Source organism: Enterococcus sp. RIT-PI-f, assembly GCF_001297065.1.
Classification (GTDB): domain Bacteria; phylum Bacillota; class Bacilli; order Lactobacillales; family Enterococcaceae; genus Enterococcus_D.
The window spans coordinates 159,100-180,788 of record NZ_LHOX01000012.1; the positions used below are offsets into that span (position 1 = coordinate 159,100).

Genomic DNA, 21,689 nt, shown 5'->3' on the forward strand with positions numbered 1-21,689 from the left:
AGAAAGCTTGATATATCAACAGCTTTCCCTTAGATGCTACCAAATTTAACGTAAATTTCATAGCAAAAACCTCTAGAATGCACGAAAAGAAGTCAATCAATTATTAGAAATTTCTGAGAGCGCGATCGATTTGTCTTTCCTGATCTTTACGTTTCAATGATTCACGTTTGTCATACTCGCGTTTTCCTTTGGCCAATCCAATCAAAACCTTAGCATACCCGTCCTTGATATAGACTTTTAACGGAATGATCGTCATCCCAGTATTTTTGCTTTCCCCGATCAAACGAGCAATTTGTTTTTTGTGCAGCAGCAGCTTTCTGGTCCGCAATGGATCATGATTAAAGATATTGCCCTGTTCATATGGACTGATATGGACATTGACTAAGAAGGCTTCCCCGTTTCTTAGTCGTACAAACCCATCTTTCAAATTGATTCGACTATTCCGAATCGCTTTGATCTCTGTTCCTTGCAATACGATTCCCGCTTCGATCGTATCGAGAATCGTATAATCATGGCGGGCCTTTTTGTTTTGGGCAATTAATTTCCCTTCCCCTTTAGGCATGAAGTATCCCTCCAATTATTTTTTCTTGATTCCTTTATAAAAAGGTTTTTTCTTACTTTTATTTTTTTTCTTCCCTTTGCCTTTTCCTTCAAAGCGTTTGTCAAAGCTGCCTTTAGAGGCACCGCCTTGTTTGTCTTTGGCATTGCCTTGGCGACCGCGTTGCGGCTGGGATCCACGCTTAGTACCTTTATTTTTTGGCGCTTGCAGCGTTGGGATCTCTTCGGCTTCGACAAGTTCAAAATCGATCTCTCTGGTTTCAGGATCAGACTTGATCACTTTGATCCGCACCTTTTGTCCAATTTTAAAAGTCAGTCCTGTCCGCTCGCCCACTAAGGCCAAATGATTTTCTAAATAATGGAAATAGTCTTGTTTCAGGGCAGTAATATGGATCAAGCCTTCGATCGTATTTGGCAGTTCGATAAATAAACCAAATTTAACGACAGAACTAATGATGCCATCAAATTCTTCCCCGACTTTATCTGATAGGTACTCTGCTTTCTTCAGTGCATCGACTTCCCGTTCTGCTTCCACTGCACGCCGCTCCATTTGTGAACTGTGCAGGGCAATATCTGGCAGGGCTGCTGCCCATTTTTCTTGATTGGCTTCTGATGGGTCTTCTGTATAAGAGCGGATCAACCGATGAACGATCAAATCCGGGTACCGACGGATCGGTGAGGTAAAATGGGTGTAGTCTTCAGCAGCTAACCCATAGTGCCCGACATTCTCCTCAGCATATTTGGCTTGTTGCATACTGCGAAGCAACATGGTATTCACGACCATGGATTCTGGCTTATCTGCAACATCTTCAACGATTTTCTGCAATTGCTTTGGTGAGATCGAGCCATTGCTTTGTTTCACTACGATGCCCAGCGCTGATGCAAAGTCGAAGAAACGGCGCATTTTCTCTTCCTTCGGTTCTTCATGGATCCGATAAATGAACGGATAATGCAAACGATTAAAATGACGCGCTACTGTTTCATTGGCAGCTAACATGAAGGATTCAATCATGCGCTCACCAACGCCCCTGGTGCGCATGACGATGTCTTGCGGATGCCCTTCACCATCTACCAGCACTTTGGCTTCTCGGTCTTCAAAGGAGACAGCGCCTCGCTGGATCCGCATCGCTTCCAACACTTGATGCAGGTCTTGCATGTCATGAAACATTGGTACAAGCGTTTCATATTGTGCAGAAACCTCTGGATCATTTTCTTCCAAAATTTGATTGACCGCTTGATAGGTCATTCTAGCATCTGTTTGGATCAGACTTTGGAAGATGTTGTAATCAGTGATTTGTCCATTTTGGTCGATCCACATTTCACAACTCATGGTTAGACGCGGCACTTGAGGATTCAAAGAACAAATGCCGTTCGATAAGCGTTGCGGGATCATTGGAATCACTCGATCAGTCAAATAGACACTTGTCCCTCTTTCATACGCTTCTTTGTCTAAGGGGCTGTTTTGTGTCACATAATAGGAGACATCCGCTATATGGACGCCTAGGTAAAAACTGCCATCTGCCAGTTTTTTGACCGTGACAGCATCATCTAAATCTTTGGCATCCGCGCCATCTATGGTAACGATTTGTTGATCGCGCAAATCTCTGCGTTCTGGAAAGGCGTCTGGATCGATTTTGTCCGGCACCGCATCAGCTGCAGCCAACGTTTCCTCTTCAAATTTCGTAGGAATACCATTGGCCACTACGATGGACAAAATGTCCATTCCTACGTCATTTTTGTGCCCAACGACTTTTGTGATCAGCCCTTCCAAACTCTTGGCATAGCCTTTTTCAGGATAATGACTGATCTCAACGATCACGATACTGCCATCTACCGGTCGAATCCCTTGCGCGCCGATAAAGACTTTCAGTTCACTTAATTTTTTGTCTTTGGGTTGTACCACACCATATAAATCTGACTCTTCGATCTCACGTTCATCAAACAAAGTGAATTCTCCCACCAATTGGGTGATCGCTCGTTTTTTGATATCGACGACTTTCCCTTCAGCACCTTTGTCAGAGAAAGGATCTGCGACATGGACGATATCGATAGCGACTGTATCACCATCCATTGCGTAATTGGTTGCTTCTTTAGGAATATAGACATCTTCCTCTTCGTCGTCTAAAGATACGAAGCCAAAGCCGCGTTCATTGGCACGGAATGTGCCTTCGATCAGCACACGGGCCATTGGCAGCTTGACTTTCCCTTTCTTATTGAAGATCACACTGCCTTCTCTCTCCATTGCTGCAACTGTTTGGACGAGGTGTTTGAAGTCGGTACTTTTTTGCAGCCCCAATCCTTCAGCAATCTCTTCCATCGAAAAACTCTTTTTGCTGCTGTTTTTCAAAAAGTCGACTATGTTTGTTTTGATATTTTCTGTCATTACTCACTCTTTCCAAGCTAATGTGTCAAGAAATGCACACACATCTTGCTCTAATTTTTTGCGTTCCGGCCCTACTGTTACGACATGGCCGCTTTCCGGGTACCACTGCAGCGTATATGGAACATGGCTAAGTCCAGCTGCTGTGCGAAAGACTGTCTGCGGATCGATCATTTGGTCTTGACCTGCTTGCGCAAGAAAAATGGGCCGTTTGATTGCAGATAGATGGGCTGCAGTTGCTTGCCCCACCGATTCGATCCCCGCCAATTGTTGGCGAACTTTCCCTGGCACATGCGCCATGATGGTATTTTTTTCTTCTTCATCTAACGCGGCATATTGCAAAATCATAGCGGCGTATTTTTCAAAGTTGACCGGCACTTGATTGCTCGTTTCAAACAATGGTGAACAGAACAAGCCACCACCGATCAGCGTATCATCCTCTGTCAATCGATCCATCGCTAAAATGCCGCCCATTGATAGTCCTAAGACTGCAATCTCTTGATAGCCCTGATCTTTGACATAGGTTACCGCGGCTTTGGCGTCATTTTGCCAAATTGTCATGCTTTCATTTAAAATGTCATCTGGATTTGGGGTCCCATGCCCACTGAACATTGGGGTATAGACTGTATAATTTTTTTGTTCTAAAAAACGGCACAGCATCCGGACATCATTCGGACTGCCGGAATAGGCATGAAACAAGATCACCGCCCGTTTGCCATGGGGCGCAAATACTGGTTTTGGTTGATTGAATGTTTTCATCTTTCCTTTCACCTCACGTCCAATTCTACCATAGTTCATGAAAATACATTGGTATTTACAATTAAAAAAAGCCTTGATATAAAGAAAAAAACCTCTCGCTAGGAGAGGTTACGCGGCAATTTGATCAACTAGATGATAGATAAGCCAAAATAAAGAGCAAAACCATCCAGACAAAGCCTAAAATAGCTGTTGAACGTTGCATGACTGCTTCAAATCCACGGGCTTTTTGCTTGCCGAACAATTGATCTGCACCGCCTGAAAATGCGCTCGCTGCACTATTTTGTTTGCTTGGCTGCATCATGATCGTGATGACCATGATCACGGAAATGATAATCACCGCAGTGAGTAAAAGATTATACACGTTAGCTCCTCCTTGCTTGCTAAAGTCGTCTTTCCCATTGTACCATTCCATACGCGATTAAGCTACTATAAATCGTATCAGACATGCAATGGAACGCCAGTTGGTTGATTACAAGCATCGGCTTACAGCAATGGCTAACGATCTAATACATCATCATACTCCGGTTTTTCTTTGAATTCTTTCACAGCAAAGGAGCACACAGGCATGATTTTTTTGTTTTCGTGACGGGCTTTGTCAACGACTGCAGCTAAAAGTTTTTGTGCCAATTGCTGTCCGCGGTACCCACTATCTACAAATGTATGATCGACAACCAAAACATCGCCAGGGGCTTCTTGCCAAGTAATCTCCCCCACTTCAGTTTCCTGATCATATAAAGCAAATCGTTTATTTTCTTCTTTGATTTCCATTCTCTACATCCTTTCTATCAGACATCGTCTGTTGTTGTTGTCGATTGATAAAGTCCAAGACTTTGGGCCAATATTCAGGCGCATCTGTGACCGCTTGTAAGTGGCCCATCCCTGGAAAAATAATTTGCTGTTTTTCCCCCGCCGTGGCTTCCATCAATGTATTGGATTCACTGACAGCTAAAAAACTATCTGATTCACCATGCAAGAATAACACCGGTAAATGGTTGCTGCCGATTTGTCGTGTCACCGAGATCTGCAAAAAGGGATAGCCCACCAACTGTTTGCTATATCGATTCGCGATGCGCAAAAAACGTTTGATCGGCAAGCGGGAAAATTGCGGCAAACTCGAACGAATCCCACTGTACACTGAAGTATAGCTGCTGTCTGCAATCAATCCGGAAACTTGTTCTGGCATCACTTCCCCGCTTGCCAGTAGCAAGGTCGCTGCCCCCATTCCTAGACCATACAGATAGATACGGCATTGATTGTCTTTTTCTAATACCTTGTCGATCCATAAAAGCAAATCCAGCCGATCTAGCCAACCTAAGCCAATTTCTTTGCCTTCACTTTGTCCATGGGCTCTTAAATCAGGCACCAATACATTATACCCTGCTTGCCAAAATTTTTCAGCAGGGCCCTGACAGTCCGACTGGCCATCGCTGCGATACCCGTGCAAACAAATCACCCACGTCTTTGCACATTGATCAAAGACTCTTGCTGTTAATAATAAATCATCCGCTGAAACCAATGTGCAGTCTGCCCCTTGGTTCCAAAATGCATCATCTGCATGATTGGTTCTTTTTTCATAAGGGATACCTAATTTCTTTCTGCCTTCTTTGCTGTACCATTCATTGTTCCGCATAATGATCGCCGAAACAAAATAACGAACACCTTTTTTAAGATGCGCAGTACGGTATACATAGGTTAAAAAGAAACATAAAACAAGTAATACGATCACTAACCAAATCATAGGCGCCCCCCTCCATTTTAGTGTACCATTTACGCAGAAATTGAGCCAAAATTTCGAACAGAGGGCTGCCTTTTTTTGACATGTCTTATCTCATTCTTCAACACAAATAAAAAAGTTCGCACTGAAAGAAGATTTTATCCAATTCTACAAATAATTTGATAATCTAGGATAATCATTGTCCCGTTACTTTTTGTACACTTAGTTTCGGCAGTCAATTTGGACTGCAATACGTATATAGGAGAACAAGGATGAAAAAACGTAACTTACTTACCATTGCTGCATTATCGGTATTCTTTTAAGTGGGAACGATAGCACGCGCAATTTAAGTGAATCAGCAAATGAAATACGATCGATTGTCTTGGGCACATCATGGTCTAAAACAAGCGATAAAAAATACCTTTCGCTATTTACTAGCAGAAAGGTATTTTATCAGATAATCTTTGGCGTTTCCGCTGAAAAGATTATTTGTTTTTTAAGTTGTAGAAAGCTTGTAATCCTTTGTATTCAGCAACTTCACCAAGTTGGTCTTCGATACGTAGTAATTGGTTGTATTTTGCAATACGGTCAGTACGTGAAAGAGAACCAGTTTTGATTTGGCCAGCGTTTGTTGCTACAGCGATATCAGAGATTGTTGAATCTTCTGTTTCACCTGAACGGTGAGAGACAACTGCAGTGTAGCCAGCTTCTTTAGCCATTTCGATTGCATTGAATGTTTCAGTCAATGTACCGATTTGGTTGACTTTGATAAGGATTGAGTTACCGATACCGTTTTTGATTCCTTTTTCAAGGATTTCAGTGTTGGTAACAAACAAGTCATCACCGACTAATTGAACTTTGTCGCCTAGGCGTTCAGTTAATAGTTTCCAACCATCCCAGTCATTTTCATCCATACCATCTTCGATTGTGATGATTGGATATTTGTTAACTAACTCTTCTAAGTAGTCAACTTGTTCAGCAGCTGTACGTTTCACGCCAGTTTCGCCTTCAAATTTAGTGTAGTCATACACGCCATTTTCGTAGAATTCTGATGATGCACAGTCAAAACCTAGATATACATCTTTACCTGGTTCTAAACCAGCAGCTTTGATTGCTTCTAAGATTGTTTCAACACCGTCTTCAGTGCCTTCAAAACGAGGTGCAAAACCACCTTCGTCACCAACTGAAGTTTCTAAGCCACGTTTAGATAAGATTGATTTCAAGGCATGGAATACTTCAGCACCCCAACGTAGACCTTCTTTGAAAGTAGGCGCGCCTACTGGCAAGATCATGAATTCTTGGAAAGCGATTGGTGCGTCTGAGTGAGAACCGCCATTGATGATGTTCATCATAGGTGTAGGCAATACTTTTGTATTGAATCCGCCTAAGTAATGGTATAAAGGCACTTCTAGGTAATCAGCAGCTGCACGTGCAACGGCGATAGATACACCTAAAATTGCATTGGCACCTAATTTACCTTTGTTAGGAGTTCCATCTAAAGCGATCATCGCTTTATCGATAGCCATTTGGTCGCGTACATCGTAACCGATGATTGCTTCTGCAATGACGTTGTTTACATTGTCAACTGCTTTCGTTACACCTTTACCGCCATAACGAGCTTTGTCGCCATCACGTAATTCAACTGCTTCGTGTTCACCTGTTGAAGCGCCTGAAGGCACCATTCCGCGGCCGAATGCACCTGATTCTGTGTAGACTTCTACTTCGATAGTTGGGTTACCACGTGAGTCAAGGACTTCGCGTGCGTAAACATCAGTAATAATTGACATGTTTTGTCTCTCCTTTGAGTTTGTTTTATCTTAAGGGTCGAGCCCTTGCGAACATATTCATTGTAGTGAAAAAATCAGCATACTGCAAATGATAATTTCATGAAAATAAAATTATTTTACAGCGTCTAGTAATGCTAAGAATGAATCAGCTTGTAAGCTTGCGCCGCCAACTAAAGCACCATCAACATTTTCTTTCGCCATATATTCAGCAATTTTTTCTGGTTTCACAGACCCGCCGTATTGGATACGTACGCTTTGTGCCACTTCGTTGCCGTATAATTTTTCAACTGTTTTACGGACCACGCCACAGATTTCATCAGCAATAGTCGCATCCGCTGATTTGCCTGTTCCGATTGCCCAGATTGGTTCATACGCAATAACAAGATTGCTGACTTGGCCATCTGTCAAACCTGATAAACCAGCTGTGATTTGTCCTTCGATCCATTCAGCAGTTTTGCCTGCTTCATAAGTTTCTAATGTTTCGCCACAGCAAAGGATTGGCAACATACCATTCGCAAAGATTGCTTTGGCTTTTTTGTTGATATCTTCGTCTGTTTCGTGGAAATATTCACGGCGTTCTGAATGGCCGATAATGACATAGTCAACACCTAGATCAGCTAACGCTGCAGGGGATGTTTCACCAGTAAAGGCACCTTCATTTTCCCAATAGCTGTTTTGTGCAGCGATCTTTAATTCAGTTCCTTGCGCTGCAGTTGTCAATGTTTCTAAAAACAATGCAGGGGCACCGATCACTGAATCAACAGTATCGTTGCTAGGGATCTTCGTTTTGACTGCTTCAGCAAATGCTTTTGCTTCTTTTGCAGTTTTGTTCATTTTCCAGTTGCCGGCAATAATTGGTTTGCGCATATTCTGGCACTCCTTTTCATGATCAAGGGGCACTAAGCATCCTGCTTAGCACCTGCCCCTCGTGATTGATTATTTGTCGTTGATTGCAGCTAATCCAGGTAATGTTTTGCCTTCTAATAATTCTAGACTGGCACCGCCACCTGTTGAAATGTGGGTGAATTTATCAGCAAAACCTAATTGTTCAGCTGCAGCTGCAGAGTCACCGCCACCGATGATCGTCGTTGCATCTTCAAGGTTAGCGATTGCTTCACAAACACCGATCGTACCATTAGCAAAATTAGACATTTCGAATACACCCATAGGGCCATTCCAAACAACTGTTTTTGCACCTTTTAATGTTTCTGCAAACAAGGCAATCGTTTCAGGTCCGATATCTAAGCCCATTTGACCTGCAGGAACATCACCAGTATGTTCTTCAGTCGGTACATCGTTTGAGAATTCAGCTGCTGTGATTGAATCTACTGGCAACACTAATTTGTCGCCTGCTTTTTCGATCAATTCTTTCGCCAATTCAACTTTATCTGCTTCGACTAAAGAGTTGCCGATTTCCATTCCTTTGGCTTTGTAGAAAGTATACGTCATCCCGCCGCCAATCAAAATCTTGTCCGCTTTAGGAATCAAGTTTTCGATCACGCCGATTTTATCAGATACTTTCGCACCACCAAGGATCGCGATCATTGGACGTTTTGGTTCTTCGACTGCTTCGCCGATAAATTTGATTTCTTTTTCCATCAAGAAGCCAGCAACTGTTGGGATCCCAGTTGAAGCGATACCCACGTTTGATGCATGGGCGCGGTGTGCAGTACCGAAGGCATCATTCACAAATACATCACCTAATGAAGCCCAGTATTTACCAAGTTCAGGATCGTTTTTGCTTTCTTTTTTGCCGTCAATATCTTCAAAACGTGTGTTTTCAAAGACAACCACATCGCCATCTTGCATATTGTTGATTGCTGTTTCTAATTTTTCGCCACGTGTTTCGTCAACAAAGGTAACATCTTTACCTAAAAGTTCACTTAAACGAGCAGCTACAGGTGCTAAGGATTTCCCTGCTTTATCTGCTTCTTCTTTTACACGGCCTAAGTGAGAAAATAGAATCGCTTTTCCACCATTTTCGATCACATAGTTGATTGTAGGTAATGCTGCTTTGATCCGTGTGTCGTCACCAATCACGCCGTCTTTTAACGGCACGTTGAAGTCTACACGTACAAGCACTTTTTTGTCTTTCACATCGATATCTTGGACTGTCTTTTTAGCCATGAAGAGATGCCTCCTAATCATAATTGTAAAAAAAGCGGAGAAGCGCGCTGCTTCCCCGCTTTCTCTTGCGATGGTTTTAAATTACTCGGCGCTAATCTTAAAGTTTAGCGAAGTATTCTAAAGTACGTACCAATTGTGCAGTGTAAGACATTTCATTGTCATACCAAGCAACAGTTTTAACTAATTGTTTGTCGCCAACAGTCATTACTTTAGTTTGAGTTGCATCAAATAATGAACCAAAAGTCATACCTACGATATCAGAAGAAACGATTTCGTCAGTGTTGTAACCATAAGATTCGTTTGAAGCATCTTTCATTGCTGCATTGATTTCATCAACAGTTACTTCTTTGTCAAGAACAGTAACTAATTCAGTTAATGAACCAGTTGCAACTGGAACACGTTGTGCAGCGCCATCTAATTTACCGTTCAAGTCTGGGATTACTAAGCCGATAGCTTTAGCAGCACCAGTTGAGTTAGGTACGATGTTTGCAGCAGCAGCACGGGCACGGCGGAAGTCACCTTTAGGGTGTGGTCCGTCTAATGTCATTTGGTCACCTGTGTAAGCATGGATCGTTGTCATTAAGCCTTCGATAACACCAAATTTGTCATTTAATGTTTTAGCCATTGGTGCTAAACAGTTTGTTGTACATGAAGCACCTGAAATAACTGTTTCTTCACCTGTTAAAGTTTCATGGTTTGTGTTGTAAACGATTGTTGGTACATCGTCTCCACCAGGAGCTGAGATAACTACACGTTTTGCACCAGCTGTTAAATGTTTTTCAGCAGCTGTTTTAGAAGTGAAGAATCCAGTACATTCTAACACGATTTCAACACCTAATTCGCCCCAAGGCAATTCTTCAGGGTTGCGGTTAGCTAAAACTTTGATTTCGTTGCCGTTCACGTTGAATGAACCTTCATGAACTTCAACTGTACCGTTGAAACGTCCTTGTGTTGTATCATATTTTAACAAGTGAGCTAACATTTTAGCATCTGTTAAGTCATTGATAGCCACAACTTCGATTCCTTCTACTTCTTGGATACGACGAAATGCTAAGCGTCCGATACGTCCAAATCCATTAATACCTACTTTAACTGTCATTTAAGATTTCCTCCTTATGAAAATCATAAAAATTATTTATTTTAAAGGGTTGCCCCTTTTAAAATCTCATTTGCGCAAGCTTCATCAGTGATGAGCCAGGTTTGTTTTGGTGCATTTTTCATATATGCATTGACCGCTTTGGCTTTTGATTTTCCGCCAGCGATCGCGAATACGATTGGGACTTGCTGCAGATCCTTTAACTGTAAGCCGATCCGCGGCACTTTATAGACCACTTCACCCGCTTCATTAAAGAAATACCCAAAAGATTCTGCTACTGCATTTTTTTGTTTCAACATCAAAATTTCTTTTTCAGACATTTTGCGTCTTGCTGCCATGTGTAAAGCTCGTCCAATACTATGAATAACACAATTTGCTTGACTTATCAAGTTTAAGACATCAACGATCGCTGGTTCTTTCAATAAAAACTCATACGTGTTCATGCTTAATTGTTCCGGCACAAACAATGAACGATAATCACCATTGGTCTGCATCGCCATCACAGAACTCACCGAGTTTGCTTGAACGTTGACTGACTCCCCGATCCCGCCTCTTGCGGGTACGAATAAGTTATGGCGTTTCGTTGTTTCTAGATTGGTCAATTCTTGTGCGACTTTTGCCATCGTGGTGCCACCCATGACTGCAATCGTATTGTCGCCTTCTGGCAGAAGCAAATCAAGTGATTCATTCAGCAATTGCCCAAATTCTGCAATCACTTTTGGCTGTCGATCACCATCTCCGCTGGCAATCAAACAACGTTCGATGCCAAAAATTTCTGATAAGCGTTTTTCGATTTGATGCATACCGAACAACTGATCCATCAACGTCCCAATTTTGGTATACACTTCTTCTCCGTAGGCAGTCAATTGCATACCGCTTTTGGAAGAATCAATCAGTTTCAACTTTTTGAGGGTATCCGTCTCGGTTCTCAATACACGCTCGGTCATGGTCAAACTTTCTGAAAGTGTTCGGCGTCCGACTGGTTGCATCCAATAGATGTTCCGTAAGATACGGTAACGTTCTTGGAGTACAGCAAGAATATCCGGGGTGATTGCCTCAATCAATTTTAATTCATCGAGCATGATACATCCTCCCGTTGGACAACTTTCGTCCTACAATGACTTAAAATGACCCATTGACTGTAAAAAAAATACGTTTTGTATTTCCTACACCAATAATAGTAGCACTTCTGGCCGTTATACGCAACTATTTCAATTGTAAATCGTCAGTTTTTCGGAAAATATTCACATAATGAGAAGTTTTAGTCAATCAATGAAAAATGGAAAGGCTTTGGCTCGCGCCTCGCCTTTCCATGATGTAAACTGCACACTTTAATCAAACCGCTTTCGCTTAGAAGATCCTTGGATGCCCATCGCTTCTCTATATTTCGCGACGGTTCGACGGGAAATATCAATACCTTGACTTTTCAACTGATCTGTCAATTTTTGATCGGATAGTGGCTTCTGCTTGTTTTCTTCCTCAATCAACGCTTTAAGCGCCTGTTTGATTGCTTTCGTTGTCAGATCATCGCCATCTTCTTGTGTCGATACCTTTTGGCCGAAGAACATTTTTAGTTCAAACACACCAAAATTCGTTTCCAAATATTTTCCATTCACAGCACGACTGACTGTTGATTCATGGACACCGATCGCTTCAGCAATTTCTTTCAAGATCATCGGCTTCAAAGGGCGTGCCGGATCGGTAAAGAAAGCCTGTTGACGAGTCATGATTTGTTCACCGACGCGGTAAATTGTATCGCCTCGTTGTTGGAGTGTTTTTTTGAGCCATTCGAATTCTTGTGCTTTGTTTTCTAAGTAGCGCTGTACTTCTTGGTCTCCACTTTGTTTCAAGCGGTCAAAATACCCTTGCTGAAAATGCACTTCCGGCAATGCCCGCTTATTAGAAGAGAGCACTGGCACCCCTTTTTCGATCCTTACGCTCAAATCAGGAACGACATATAAACCGTCTGAAGAACCAAAAGCCGCCCCTGGCGTAGGTGTCAGCGTTTGAATATAATCAAAAACGACTTGAACGTCAGAAAGGGCGATCTGCAATCCTTTGGCAATCTTCTCCCATTTGCGCCCAGCCAGATCATCAAAATACTCTTCTAAAATGATATATGCCAATGGCGGGGCATAATCATCTCTTTCTGTCTGCAGCATGAGGCATTCCCGCAAATCTCTGGCACCCACACCTGCTGGATCTAATTGCTGGATCAAAGTCAACGCATCTAGTACTTGGATCGGCGATGCGCCCATTTGCTGTGCCGCTTGCGCCAGATCAATTGTCAAAAAGCCGTTCAGATCAATTGACTCTACCAGAAACAATACGATCGTTCGCAAAAACGTATCCCGATAATTCAGATGGACTTGCTCGATCAGATATTCAAACAAAGAAGTCTGTTGATCTGGAATCTGACTCAAGTAGTCCATCATTTGATCAGAGGACTGACTGCTTTTCGCTGGGATGATTGGTGTGTCGTATTCACCGAGTTCAATCAGCGGATTTTCCAGCGCTTGATCGTCGATATACGCAATCAATTCATCCGCAGAAAACTGCAACACTTGGATCGACTGCTGTAATTTCTGCGTCATAGCAAGCTTTTGCGTTTGTTTTTGCTGTTGAGAAAATTGCTGTTGAAATTTCATCATTCTACCCCTTGTTTTTTTCTTTAAAATTGGTTAAACTATTATTTGTGCTTCGCGCCTTTAGTGTAGTGGATATCACGTAAGATTCCGGTTCTTGAGACGGGGGTTCGATTCCCTCAAGGCGCGTTTTTTTATCGCTTCAATTCATTCAGTATACTTGTTTTTGACCGATAATTCAAAAACCATCTTAGGATTGCTTACAGCAATCCTTTTTTTGTGCCTAAATGAGCAAGGCATTCAATGACTGGATGCCAAATGGAGCGGCGCAAAAAAAGAAGAGGATTATTCCTCTTCTTCCTCTTCTGCAAAATCATCTTCTTCATCATCATCGATGATCGTTAAATCTTCTTCAATGTTGCCTGGCAACTCTTCTTCGTCATCGTCGTTGTTGTCAGCGCCGATTTCTTGCAGATCAGAGTTGTAAGCAGAGATTTCTTCATCTTCGTCGTCATCATCATCAAAGAGATCGTCTTCTTCGTCTTCAGATAAATCAGCATCTTCAGGATCGTCATCGTTATAGTCGATTGCATCTTCATCATCATTGATAAAGGCATTGACTTTTTTACGTTTGCGACGACGTGGCGTATCTTCATCTTCGTCATCCACACCATGATTGACTTCTTCATCAATCGAATCAATGGCATACCATGAACGCAAGCCCCAACGGTTGTCACCTAAAGAAATAAAACTACCATCAATATTCAAGTCAGTATAAAACTGTGCCAATGAATCACGAATTTCACTATCGGATGTTTCAAGATAATTTTGGATTTGGTTGACCAAATCAGAAAAATCCATTACATCTCCACGTTGTTCTAAAATTGCATGGGCAACTTCAATCATTGATAATTCGTGTTTGTTTACACCTTCAAATACATTAATTTCCAAACTGGACACGTCCTTTCACAGTCTACTCCTAATCATACAAAATTGTTGATCAAATTGCAATTTTTTCTTTTAGAATTTATGATCCTTTATGCTGTAAATTCAAGAGCCAGTTTATAGGCACCAATTTTATCCGTTGCCATGAACAAATCATACTCAATATCGACTTTGCCAGAATAAGGACGATCTTTCAGACTGACATGCATATGATTGGTAAAGGTATGAAACATCATGCTGCCGTATGGGGTTTGATAACTTGTTTCCAACCGCTCCTTATAGGCAAATTTCAAACGCATCCGCATTTCACCCGAGCGGATCAACTGGATCACGCCATCTGGCATGATTTTCATGGTAACAGGAATCTCTTCCCCGTCTGGTTGGATTTCTTTGTATCTTATGTATAAGGTATCGCCAATCTTCACCGCTTGTCCTTGTAAATCAAAGAGAAAATCTTCTGTCTGATCGCCTTGACGAACATTCGTGGTCAAATGGATCGAAATCGGTACACCTTGTGACAATTCTTGCATTCTTTATTGCCTCCTTCACAGATTTCACTCTCATTCTTGCTTTTTTTCACACATTTGTCAATCATTTCAACTAGTCCATTTTTGATCGACAGCATGAAAATAAGTTGAATCATTTCATTCTTTTACTTAATTGTCGCATAATCGTATATAATAAAGACATAGACTGATAGATAAAGGAGTTTGAACGCGTCTTGACGATTTATTCAATTGACCAAATACTACCCAATGCCCCTTCCGCTTTCTTGCCTTTTGCCTTGACTGATGTCCTGACGGCCTATGCCGGCAGTGAGCGTCAAGCCTTTTGTCATTTTTGGCAATTGCCTGATACCTTGATCCTTGGCATGAAAGATACGCGAATCCCCCATTTAAAAGCGGCATTATCTGAAGTGGAAAAAGCCGCTTTTCGTCCTGTGATCAGAAATTCAGGGGGACTTGGCGTGATCAATGATCGTGGCATATTGAACGTATCGCTCATCTTTCCGAAAGATTTGGCAGCGACAACGGATGCTGCCTATGAAGAAATGCAGGCACTCTTGCAGCTTGCTTTTCCTGAACAGCAGATCGCGGCCTACGAAATCACGCATTCTTATTGCCCCGGCACCTTTGATCTGAGTATCGGCGGCAAAAAAATTGCCGGTACCGCCCAACGCAGAATCAAAGAAGGGGTTGCTGTCATGATGTACTTGAGTGTCAATGGCGATCAGCACGCACGTGGCGAGCTGGTTCGCCGGTTTTATCAAGCCGGCTTAAGATCGGCATTCGGTACAAATGGCTATCCCGCGGTCGATCCTGAAACGATGACGACATTGTCAGAAGTCTTTGGACGCGACTTTACGATTGAAGAAGTCTGTGAACGTTTGAAGCATGCGTTACACGTGTTGAACAACGAACCTGTATTGCCCCTTGATTTAGACGAATGGCTCACTGCAAAAGAACAATCAGAAGCACTCGCTGTCCGTCTGACAAGTATGGCACAGAGAAACGAATCTTTAAAGGAGGTCACCGATGCCAATCCCTTATAAATACCAAACCTTAGCTATCGAAAAAGTCTTTCGCGATCCTGTGCATAATTATGTGCACGTCCAACACCAAGTGATCCTTGATTTGATCAATTCCAAAGAAGTACAGCGCTTGAGACGGATCAAGCAGTTAGGGACTGCTTCTTTTACCTTTCATGGTGCAGAGCACAGCCGTTTTTCCCACTCTTTAGGCGTCTATGAAATTAGTCGGCGGATTTGCGATATTTTCCAGCGAAATTATTCAGTCGATAAAGTTGGCCCGACTGGCTGGGACGACAAGGAACGGTTGGTGACTTTGTGTGCAGCACTGTTGCATGATGTCGGTCATGGTCCTTATTCTCATACGTTTGAGCATATTTTCCATACCGATCATGAAGCCATCACCGTAGCCATCATCACATCGCCAGAAACCGAAGTCCATCAGATCTTGAATCGCGTAGCGGAAGGATTTCCTGAAAAAGTCGCCAGTGTCATCACCAAAACCTATCCCAATCCGCAAGTAGTCCAAATGATTTCCAGCCAAATCGATGCCGATCGGATGGATTACCTATTGCGAGATGCGTATTTCACAGGGACAGAGTATGGCACATTTGATTTAACGAGAATCTTACGCGTCATTCGCCCTTACGAAGGCGGAATCGCCTTTTCAATGAGTGGCATGCACGCAGTAGAAGACTATATCGTCAGCCGCTATCAAATGTATGTACAAGTATATTTTCATGCCAGCTCAAGAGGGATGGAAGTGGTTTTGGCCCACCTCTTGAACCGGGCAGCTGAATGTTACGCTGACAATGAGGAAACTTTTCAACAGCATTCACAGTTGCTGCTGCCCTTTCTTAGACAAGATTTTTCTCTAGAAGCGTACTTGAAACTAGATGACGGTGTGTTAAATACCTACTTTACCCAATGGACGTCAGAATCAGATTTGATCCTGAGTGATCTGGCGAAACGTTTCTTAAACCGCAAACCCCTCAAATCGGTTCGCTTTAAAGACGATTCGCAACTGCCATTGATCGAAGACTTAAAGAAATTGGTTGAGAAAGTCGGCTTTAACCCAACATATTATACGGCAATCAATTCAAGTTTTGATCTGCCTTATGATTTTTATCGTCCGACATCTGGGATGCACCGCACCCAAATCGAATTACAAGAAAAAGATGGCACATTGACCGAGTTATCCAAAGCCAGTCAGCTTGTAGCAGCATTGGCTGGTCAGACCCAAGGGGATCGGCGCTTTTATTTTCCAAAAGAAATGATTGACCCCAACTTGCAAAATCACTATGATTTATTTGAGGAAACCTATCAAGCGTTCGCGGCTTATATTCGCAATGGCGCTTTGATCAAACCCAGCAACCTTTAGGAGGAAATTATGAGTATCAAACTAATCGCTATCGATATCGATGGCACATTGCTAAATGACGACCGGAAAATCACACCAGCAGTGTATCAAGCATTGAAAGCAGCAGAAGCACAAGGTGTACGGATCGTCTTATGTACCGGTCGCCCATTAACAGGTGTCCAAGATTTATTGACTGAGTTGGACTTATTTACCGACAACGACTTTGTGATCACCTATAATGGTTCATTGGTACAAAAAACCAAAGACCAAGCAATCATTTCTGAATTTGGTTTATCCCATGAAGATTATGCCTTTGTTGAAATGACTGCCCGTCAATTAGGTGTCCACTTGCATGTTGAAACGCAAGATACCATGTTCACAGCCAATCGCGACATTAGTCCCTATACGGTCTATGAAGCTTTCTTAGTCAACATGCCGTTGAAATATCGCACACCAGAAGAAATGACGCCTGATTTGAATATTATCAAGATGATGATGATCGATGAACCAGCATTATTAGATAGTGTCATTCCTCAGTTGCCTGCAGCTTTGACAGAACAATACAATGTTGTCAAAAGTGCCCCTTTCTTCTTAGAAGTCTTAAATAAAAAAGCCCATAAAGGCGCTGCAGTCAAAAAATTAGCTGAACATCTAGGCATCGACCAATCAGAAGTAATGGCAATTGGTGACAATGAAAATGATTTGACAATGGTTGAATACGCTGGAATCGGCGTCGCAATGGCAAACGCAACCGAAAATGTCCGTAACATGGCAGATGTCATCACAGCTTCCAACGAAGAAGACGGTGTGGCAAAAGTGATCAACGAATACGTTTTGCAAACAAAAGAGGGCTAATTTCAGCCCAGCAAAAAAAGCAAGCCAGGTTTTTATTCCTGCTTGCTTTTTTGCTGTAACCATTGTTTGACAGCCCATTGATGGCTGCCGCGTTTCAACAGTTGGATCGCTTTTTCTGGTGTTTGCCAGGACAGTTGATTGTTGTCTTCCGTCGGGGCACATACTTTCTGCCAATTGGTCATCAAAAAAAAGTATCCCGGATGATAATAGTACGTATCTCGGTGACGAGAATAAAAATATTCCACCGCTTCACCAAAATAGGTCTCGATTTCGCCTTTAAAGCCTAATTCTTCGATCAATTCCCGTGCGATCGCCGTTTCTTTCGTTTCCCCTGCTTCTATTTCGCCCCCCGGCAAAAAATAAGCGCCGTTTGGTGCTTGCACCAAGATAATCTTGCCTTCTTTATTAGGGATGACGACATAGGCACCAAACCTAGGCTGATATACTTGCTGTTCATCTTTGACCCCAAACACAATGTCATTTTCCGACATAATACCCTCCAACAAGTTTTCTTTTCATTTTACCCTATGATATTGCGGTGGACAAGCGAGAAATGTCTTTCGAAACATTTTCTTCCCGTGAAAAAACGGATTATGTTATCATGAAGGTAATATAAAGGAAAGGATGAATGAATTTTATGAAAATGGCACACACTTGTGTAAGGGTCAAAGATTTAACGGCCTCATTAGATTTTTATCAAACAGCGTTTGGTTTTGAAGAATCTCGCCGCCGTGATTTCCCAGAAAACAAATTTACTTTGGTCTACTTAACTTTACCTGGAGATGCGTATGAATTGGAATTGACCTACAATTATGACCATCCAGGGTATGATTTAGGCGATGGCTACGGCCACATTGCCATCAGCAGCGCGGACTTAGAAGCCTTACATGACAAACACAAAGCGGCTGGTTTTGATGTCACTGATCTGAAAGGATTGCCTGGCACACAACCTTCTTACTACTTTGTCAAAGATCCCGACGGTTACAAAATCGAAGTGATTCGTGAGAAATAGGTCTATTGAAAAGGACATTGCGTCCTTTTTTATTTTTTCTCATCCTGTGATATGAAAGGAAAGAAGCTATGAAACCAATCATCGGTATTGCAGCCAATGAACGATCCATGATCGAAGAAAGTGAACATTGGCTAACCTACACCCCCAAAAATTTCGTCACCCATATCCAAGAAGCTGGCGGTCTTCCTCTTTTGCTGCCGATGGGTGCCTTAGAAGACGCGAAAGCTTATGTCCAACAGATCGATAAACTATTACTGGCAGGAGGTCACGATGTTTCTCCTAGTTACTATGGAGAAACCCTTCATCCATTGATTCAAAGCACACATCCAGAACGTGATGCTTTTGAATTGGCTTTGATCAAAGAAGCAGTTGCCCAAAAGAAACCCATTTTCGGTGTTTGTCGCGGGATGCAGCTGATCAACGTCGCTTTTGGCGGTAGCTTGTATCAAGATCTCTCACTGATGGAGAAGCCAACTTTGAAACATGTCCAGTTGCCTACTCCATTTCGTTTTGCGACCCATGATGTGACCATCAATTCTGACAGTCAGTTAGGTCAACTTTTGGGCAGCCGCTATCAGGTCAATTCATTTCATCATCAAGCAGTGAAGGATGTCGCAAAAGACTTTCAAATTATCGCAACTGCGACCGATGGTGTTGTAGAGGCAATTGAATCGCAGGCTTTTGCTGCCCCAGTTTTAGGCATCCAATGGCATCCAGAACTTGCAGCGCAATCACGTCCTTCTGAACAAGCAATTTTTGAATTTTTTGTCCACACGCTATGAGCGCTCAAAATACAAAAAAGCCAGCTGTACAAGCTGGCTTTTTTGTGTTTATTTTTCGTTTTTCATCAGGACAAAGGACTGTTTCAATGAAGCAATCAGTCCATTGTCGTTGTAGATCAACACGTTCGATTTATACATTTTAGCAGACACCAGCATCAAGGCAATCGTCGATATCAAAAGGATCCCACTTGAAATCAATGCGCCTACGACACCCACTGTATCATTTGCCAATCGAACCGGCATAATGAAAGAAGACAAGAATGGGATGTAAGATGTGACCCGCATAATGATATTGTTCGGATCCGCTGCACCTAATACCAATCCTAACATATAACCTGCCAACGAGAGATAGGTCACTGGAATGATGGCTTTTGCCGTGTCTTCCGCTTTATTGACGAGAGACCCACATAAGGCTGAAAGAACTGCATAAATCAAGATGCCTAAAAAGACAAAGATGAGGGAGAAAACAAGGAAGGAACCAAAAATTCCATCTAACGAGAAGTTGGCGATAAAGCCGCTGATCATCGGGATATCTTTGATCCAGAAGTAACTGCCGCCAAAAATAGCAGCGTACGCCAACAATTGTGTGGCTGCTACCATGATCACACCTGCCAACTTGGCATAATAATGGGTTTGCGCCCGTGTACTAGATAAAATCACTTCCATGATTCTCGTACCTTTTTCTGATGCGATTTCTTGGGCAATGATTTGCGCATAAGTCAAAATAAAGAAGAACAAGATGATCGTTGCCACGTAACTGACGATATATTGCATGTCACTATGGTCTTCTCCGAATGACATGGTGCCGTCCTCATCAAAAGAGACCTTTTGTTTGCTGAATGTTGCTGGCTCAGCCAGTTGCCCCACTTCTTCACTTGTCAGACCAAATGTATCTGCTCTTAATGAAGATTGGATTCCACTCAATAGCTGTTGGATCGTTAATTCAGCAGTTTGTCCCAGTGTAGACTCACTAAGAAGTTCCCCACTCAATTGGTCACCGGAAGCATCGATAACGAGTAGGCCATCTACCTCTTCATCCGCTAATTTCTTCTCCCCATCCGCTTGACTCTCAACGATTTCAAATGCGTAATCATCCGTACTTTGTGCTTTGAAGGTTTCGGCAATGGCCGAGTCATTGGCGTAAACAGCAATGGTATCTGCACTGTTCATCCCATCGGCAAACAAACCAATCACATAAAAGATGCCGACAGCAATAAATGGCACCAAAATCATGATCAAAAAAGAAATGGATTTGATATTTTTCTTATAAACATCCGATGCAATTACCCAAAATTTATTCATGTTCGTGCCCCGCTTTCCATTTGAAAATCTCTTCTAAGGTAGGCGGTTGTTGATTGAACATTGGAATATAGCCATCCGCCGTTGCTAAATCAAAAATACGTCGGCCAACTTGCGGCTCACTGATGGTGATATCAAAACTGCCATCCTCTCTGACATGCAATTCTTTCACACCATCAATTGCGCTGACCACTTCTTTCGTCAAATGAGATTCAAGAAAGACTTTGGTGCGTCCAAATGATTCTCTGATTTCATGGACACGCCCATTCAAGACAGTGGAACCGTCCCGCAACATGATCAAATGGTCACAAATTTTCTCCACATTGTCCATATTATGACTAGAAAAAATAACGCAGGAACCTTTTTCTTTCAATTCGATAATACCGTTTTTCAACAGTTCAGCATTCACTGGATCTAATCCACTGAAGGGTTCATCCAAAATCACAAGTTTTGGCTCATGGATCAATGTTGCGATCAATTGAACTTTTTGCTGATTTCCTTTCGATAAAGACTTCACTTTATCGGTTTTTTTGCCTTTGACTTGAAATTTCTCCATCCAATAATCGATTTGCGGCACGATTTCTGCCTTCGATTTCCCTCTTAAGCGGGCAAAATAAATCAATTGATCTTCAATGGTTACTTTAGGGTATAAGCCTCGTTCTTCTGGCAAGTAGCCGATGATATTATATTCTTTCTCACTGATTTGATGTCCGTTCCACAAGACCTCCCCTTGATCTGCTTTTAGGAAATCTAAAATCAACCGAAAAGTTGTTGTTTTTCCGGCACCATTTTGTCCGATCAATCCCATGATTTGTCCATCATTGATCGTAAATGAGAGATGATCCACAGCGGTATATTCTCCAAATGTTTTCACTAATTGTTTTGCTTCTAACACATTTTCA

At 42.3% G+C, this 21,689-nt stretch carries 22 protein-coding genes and 1 tRNA gene; 6 read left to right on the forward strand and 17 right to left on the reverse strand.

Features of this window, described 5'->3' with window-relative positions; all coding sequences use genetic code 11:
* Positions 1-103: 103 nt before the first annotated feature.
* From smpB to rpoN, 12 genes are all read right to left on the reverse strand, one after another.
* Positions 104-562 carry an SsrA-binding protein SmpB gene (gene smpB, locus AEQ18_RS06045; RefSeq protein ID WP_054115473.1) on the reverse strand — a complete coding sequence of 153 codons (459 nt, stop codon included), beginning with the start codon at positions 560-562 and terminating at the stop codon, positions 104-106.
* Positions 563-577: 15 nt separating this feature from the next.
* A complete protein-coding gene (rnr, locus tag AEQ18_RS06050; protein WP_054115474.1) occupies positions 578-2,941 on the reverse strand; it encodes a ribonuclease R in 2,364 nt (787 codons plus the stop codon).
* A 3-nt stretch (positions 2,942-2,944) separates the two neighbouring features.
* On the reverse strand, positions 2,945-3,697 hold the full coding sequence (locus tag AEQ18_RS06055; RefSeq protein ID WP_054115475.1) for an alpha/beta hydrolase: 753 nt from the start codon (positions 3,695-3,697) through the stop codon (positions 2,945-2,947).
* Between the two features lie 124 nt (positions 3,698-3,821).
* The gene (gene secG, locus AEQ18_RS06060; protein WP_054115476.1) at positions 3,822-4,058 is read right to left on the reverse strand and encodes a preprotein translocase subunit SecG; all 237 of its coding nucleotides are present in this window, start codon (positions 4,056-4,058) and stop codon (positions 3,822-3,824) included.
* A 134-nt stretch (positions 4,059-4,192) separates the two neighbouring features.
* Positions 4,193-4,465 carry a GNAT family N-acetyltransferase gene (locus AEQ18_RS06065; protein ID WP_054115477.1) on the reverse strand — a complete coding sequence of 91 codons (273 nt, stop codon included), beginning with the start codon at positions 4,463-4,465 and terminating at the stop codon, positions 4,193-4,195.
* Positions 4,443-5,435 carry an alpha/beta hydrolase gene (locus AEQ18_RS06070; protein ID WP_054115478.1) on the reverse strand — a complete coding sequence of 331 codons (993 nt, stop codon included), beginning with the start codon at positions 5,433-5,435 and terminating at the stop codon, positions 4,443-4,445. The genes AEQ18_RS06065 and AEQ18_RS06070 overlap by 23 nt, the downstream gene beginning before the upstream one ends.
* Positions 5,436-5,896: 461 nt before the next feature.
* On the reverse strand, positions 5,897-7,198 hold the full coding sequence (gene eno / locus AEQ18_RS06075; RefSeq protein WP_054115479.1) for a surface-displayed alpha-enolase: 1,302 nt from the start codon (positions 7,196-7,198) through the stop codon (positions 5,897-5,899).
* A gap of 111 nt (positions 7,199-7,309) precedes the next feature.
* Positions 7,310-8,065 carry a triose-phosphate isomerase gene (tpiA, locus tag AEQ18_RS06080; RefSeq protein WP_054115480.1) on the reverse strand — a complete coding sequence of 252 codons (756 nt, stop codon included), beginning with the start codon at positions 8,063-8,065 and terminating at the stop codon, positions 7,310-7,312.
* A gap of 69 nt (positions 8,066-8,134) precedes the next feature.
* Positions 8,135-9,325 carry a phosphoglycerate kinase gene (locus AEQ18_RS06085; RefSeq protein WP_054115481.1) on the reverse strand — a complete coding sequence of 397 codons (1,191 nt, stop codon included), beginning with the start codon at positions 9,323-9,325 and terminating at the stop codon, positions 8,135-8,137.
* A 97-nt stretch (positions 9,326-9,422) separates the two neighbouring features.
* On the reverse strand, positions 9,423-10,424 hold the full coding sequence (gene gap, locus AEQ18_RS06090) for a type I glyceraldehyde-3-phosphate dehydrogenase (RefSeq protein WP_054115482.1): 1,002 nt from the start codon (positions 10,422-10,424) through the stop codon (positions 9,423-9,425).
* Positions 10,425-10,465: 41 nt separating this feature from the next.
* On the reverse strand, positions 10,466-11,503 hold the full coding sequence (locus AEQ18_RS06095; protein WP_054115483.1) for a sugar-binding transcriptional regulator: 1,038 nt from the start codon (positions 11,501-11,503) through the stop codon (positions 10,466-10,468).
* Between the two features lie 249 nt (positions 11,504-11,752).
* Positions 11,753-13,069: an RNA polymerase factor sigma-54 gene (gene rpoN, locus AEQ18_RS06100; RefSeq protein WP_054115484.1), complete on the reverse strand. Its 1,317-nt coding sequence runs from the start codon at positions 13,067-13,069 to the stop codon at positions 11,753-11,755.
* A 54-nt stretch (positions 13,070-13,123) separates the two neighbouring features.
* Between rpoN and AEQ18_RS06105 the strand changes: the two genes are divergently transcribed.
* Positions 13,124-13,195: transfer RNA gene (locus tag AEQ18_RS06105), tRNA-Arg, on the forward strand.
* A 156-nt stretch (positions 13,196-13,351) separates the two neighbouring features.
* Here the strand turns inward: AEQ18_RS06105 and rpoE are convergent.
* Together rpoE and AEQ18_RS06115 are read right to left on the reverse strand one after the other, a co-directional pair.
* Positions 13,352-13,957, reverse strand: coding sequence for a DNA-directed RNA polymerase subunit delta (gene rpoE, locus AEQ18_RS06110; RefSeq protein WP_054115553.1), 606 nt, complete (start codon positions 13,955-13,957; stop codon positions 13,352-13,354).
* Between the two features lie 86 nt (positions 13,958-14,043).
* Positions 14,044-14,481: a DUF1934 domain-containing protein gene (locus tag AEQ18_RS06115; RefSeq protein ID WP_054115485.1), complete on the reverse strand. Its 438-nt coding sequence runs from the start codon at positions 14,479-14,481 to the stop codon at positions 14,044-14,046.
* A gap of 191 nt (positions 14,482-14,672) precedes the next feature.
* On the opposite strand from AEQ18_RS06115, the gene AEQ18_RS06120 reads away from it, so the two are divergent.
* From AEQ18_RS06120 to yidA, 3 genes are read left to right on the forward strand one after another with little or no spacing between them, the layout of a single operon-like run.
* Entirely contained in the window at positions 14,673-15,503 is an 831-nt protein-coding gene (locus AEQ18_RS06120; RefSeq protein WP_054115486.1) for a lipoate--protein ligase family protein, read from the forward strand.
* Positions 15,487-16,860, forward strand: coding sequence for an HD domain-containing protein (locus AEQ18_RS06125; RefSeq protein WP_054115487.1), 1,374 nt, complete (start codon positions 15,487-15,489; stop codon positions 16,858-16,860). Before AEQ18_RS06120 ends, AEQ18_RS06125 begins: the two co-directional genes overlap by 17 nt.
* A 9-nt stretch (positions 16,861-16,869) precedes the next feature.
* Positions 16,870-17,694: a sugar-phosphatase gene (gene yidA, locus AEQ18_RS06130; RefSeq protein ID WP_054115488.1), complete on the forward strand. Its 825-nt coding sequence runs from the start codon at positions 16,870-16,872 to the stop codon at positions 17,692-17,694.
* Between the two features lie 32 nt (positions 17,695-17,726).
* On the opposite strand, the gene AEQ18_RS06135 is transcribed toward yidA, so the two are convergent.
* Positions 17,727-18,185, reverse strand: a complete 459-nt coding sequence (locus AEQ18_RS06135) for an NUDIX hydrolase (protein WP_054115489.1) — start codon at positions 18,183-18,185, stop codon at positions 17,727-17,729.
* 146 nt (positions 18,186-18,331) lie between these two features.
* Between AEQ18_RS06135 and gloA the strand changes: the two genes are divergently transcribed.
* Positions 18,332-18,706: a lactoylglutathione lyase gene (gloA, locus tag AEQ18_RS06140; protein WP_054115554.1), complete on the forward strand. Its 375-nt coding sequence runs from the start codon at positions 18,332-18,334 to the stop codon at positions 18,704-18,706.
* A 68-nt stretch (positions 18,707-18,774) separates the two neighbouring features.
* Positions 18,775-19,488: a gamma-glutamyl-gamma-aminobutyrate hydrolase family protein gene (locus AEQ18_RS06145; protein ID WP_054115490.1), complete on the forward strand. Its 714-nt coding sequence runs from the start codon at positions 18,775-18,777 to the stop codon at positions 19,486-19,488.
* A 48-nt stretch (positions 19,489-19,536) separates the two neighbouring features.
* Here AEQ18_RS06145 and AEQ18_RS06150 read toward each other — a convergent pair whose 3' ends face one another.
* Entirely contained in the window at positions 19,537-20,790 is a 1,254-nt protein-coding gene (locus AEQ18_RS06150; RefSeq protein ID WP_054115491.1) for an ABC transporter permease, read from the reverse strand.
* Entirely contained in the window at positions 20,783-21,682 is a 900-nt protein-coding gene (locus AEQ18_RS06155) for an ABC transporter ATP-binding protein (protein WP_054115492.1), read from the reverse strand. Before AEQ18_RS06155 ends, AEQ18_RS06150 begins: the two co-directional genes overlap by 8 nt.
* Between the last annotated feature and the right edge of the window lie 7 nt (positions 21,683-21,689).

Bases quoted from the DNA above. Each gene is read 5' to 3' on its own strand.
- gloA (WP_054115554.1), top strand. From the start codon at position 18,332: ATGAAAATGGCACACACTTGTGTAAGGGTCAAAGATTTAACGGCCTCA.
- AEQ18_RS06070 (WP_054115478.1), bottom strand. From the start codon at position 5,435: ATGATTTGGTTAGTGATCGTATTACTTGTTTTATGTTTCTTTTTAACC.
- gap (WP_054115482.1), bottom strand. From the start codon at position 10,424: ATGACAGTTAAAGTAGGTATTAATGGATTTGGACGTATCGGACGCTTA.
- tpiA (WP_054115480.1), bottom strand. From the start codon at position 8,065: ATGCGCAAACCAATTATTGCCGGCAACTGGAAAATGAACAAAACTGCA.
- AEQ18_RS06115 (WP_054115485.1), bottom strand. From the start codon at position 14,481: ATGCAAGAATTGTCACAAGGTGTACCGATTTCGATCCATTTGACCACG.
- yidA (WP_054115488.1), top strand. From the start codon at position 16,870: ATGAGTATCAAACTAATCGCTATCGATATCGATGGCACATTGCTAAAT.
- AEQ18_RS06150 (WP_054115491.1), bottom strand. From the start codon at position 20,790: ATGAATAAATTTTGGGTAATTGCATCGGATGTTTATAAGAAAAATATC.
- rnr (WP_054115474.1), bottom strand. From the start codon at position 2,941: ATGACAGAAAATATCAAAACAAACATAGTCGACTTTTTGAAAAACAGC.
- AEQ18_RS06085 (WP_054115481.1), bottom strand. From the start codon at position 9,325: ATGGCTAAAAAGACAGTCCAAGATATCGATGTGAAAGACAAAAAAGTG.
- AEQ18_RS06065 (WP_054115477.1), bottom strand. From the start codon at position 4,465: ATGGAAATCAAAGAAGAAAATAAACGATTTGCTTTATATGATCAGGAA.
- smpB (WP_054115473.1), bottom strand. From the start codon at position 562: ATGCCTAAAGGGGAAGGGAAATTAATTGCCCAAAACAAAAAGGCCCGC.
- AEQ18_RS06095 (WP_054115483.1), bottom strand. From the start codon at position 11,503: ATGCTCGATGAATTAAAATTGATTGAGGCAATCACCCCGGATATTCTT.
- AEQ18_RS06055 (WP_054115475.1), bottom strand. From the start codon at position 3,697: ATGAAAACATTCAATCAACCAAAACCAGTATTTGCGCCCCATGGCAAA.
- rpoN (WP_054115484.1), bottom strand. From the start codon at position 13,069: ATGAAATTTCAACAGCAATTTTCTCAACAGCAAAAACAAACGCAAAAG.
- eno (WP_054115479.1), bottom strand. From the start codon at position 7,198: ATGTCAATTATTACTGATGTTTACGCACGCGAAGTCCTTGACTCACGT.
- AEQ18_RS06135 (WP_054115489.1), bottom strand. From the start codon at position 18,185: ATGTCGGAAAATGACATTGTGTTTGGGGTCAAAGATGAACAGCAAGTA.
- AEQ18_RS06125 (WP_054115487.1), top strand. From the start codon at position 15,487: ATGCCAATCCCTTATAAATACCAAACCTTAGCTATCGAAAAAGTCTTT.
- AEQ18_RS06145 (WP_054115490.1), top strand. From the start codon at position 18,775: ATGAAACCAATCATCGGTATTGCAGCCAATGAACGATCCATGATCGAA.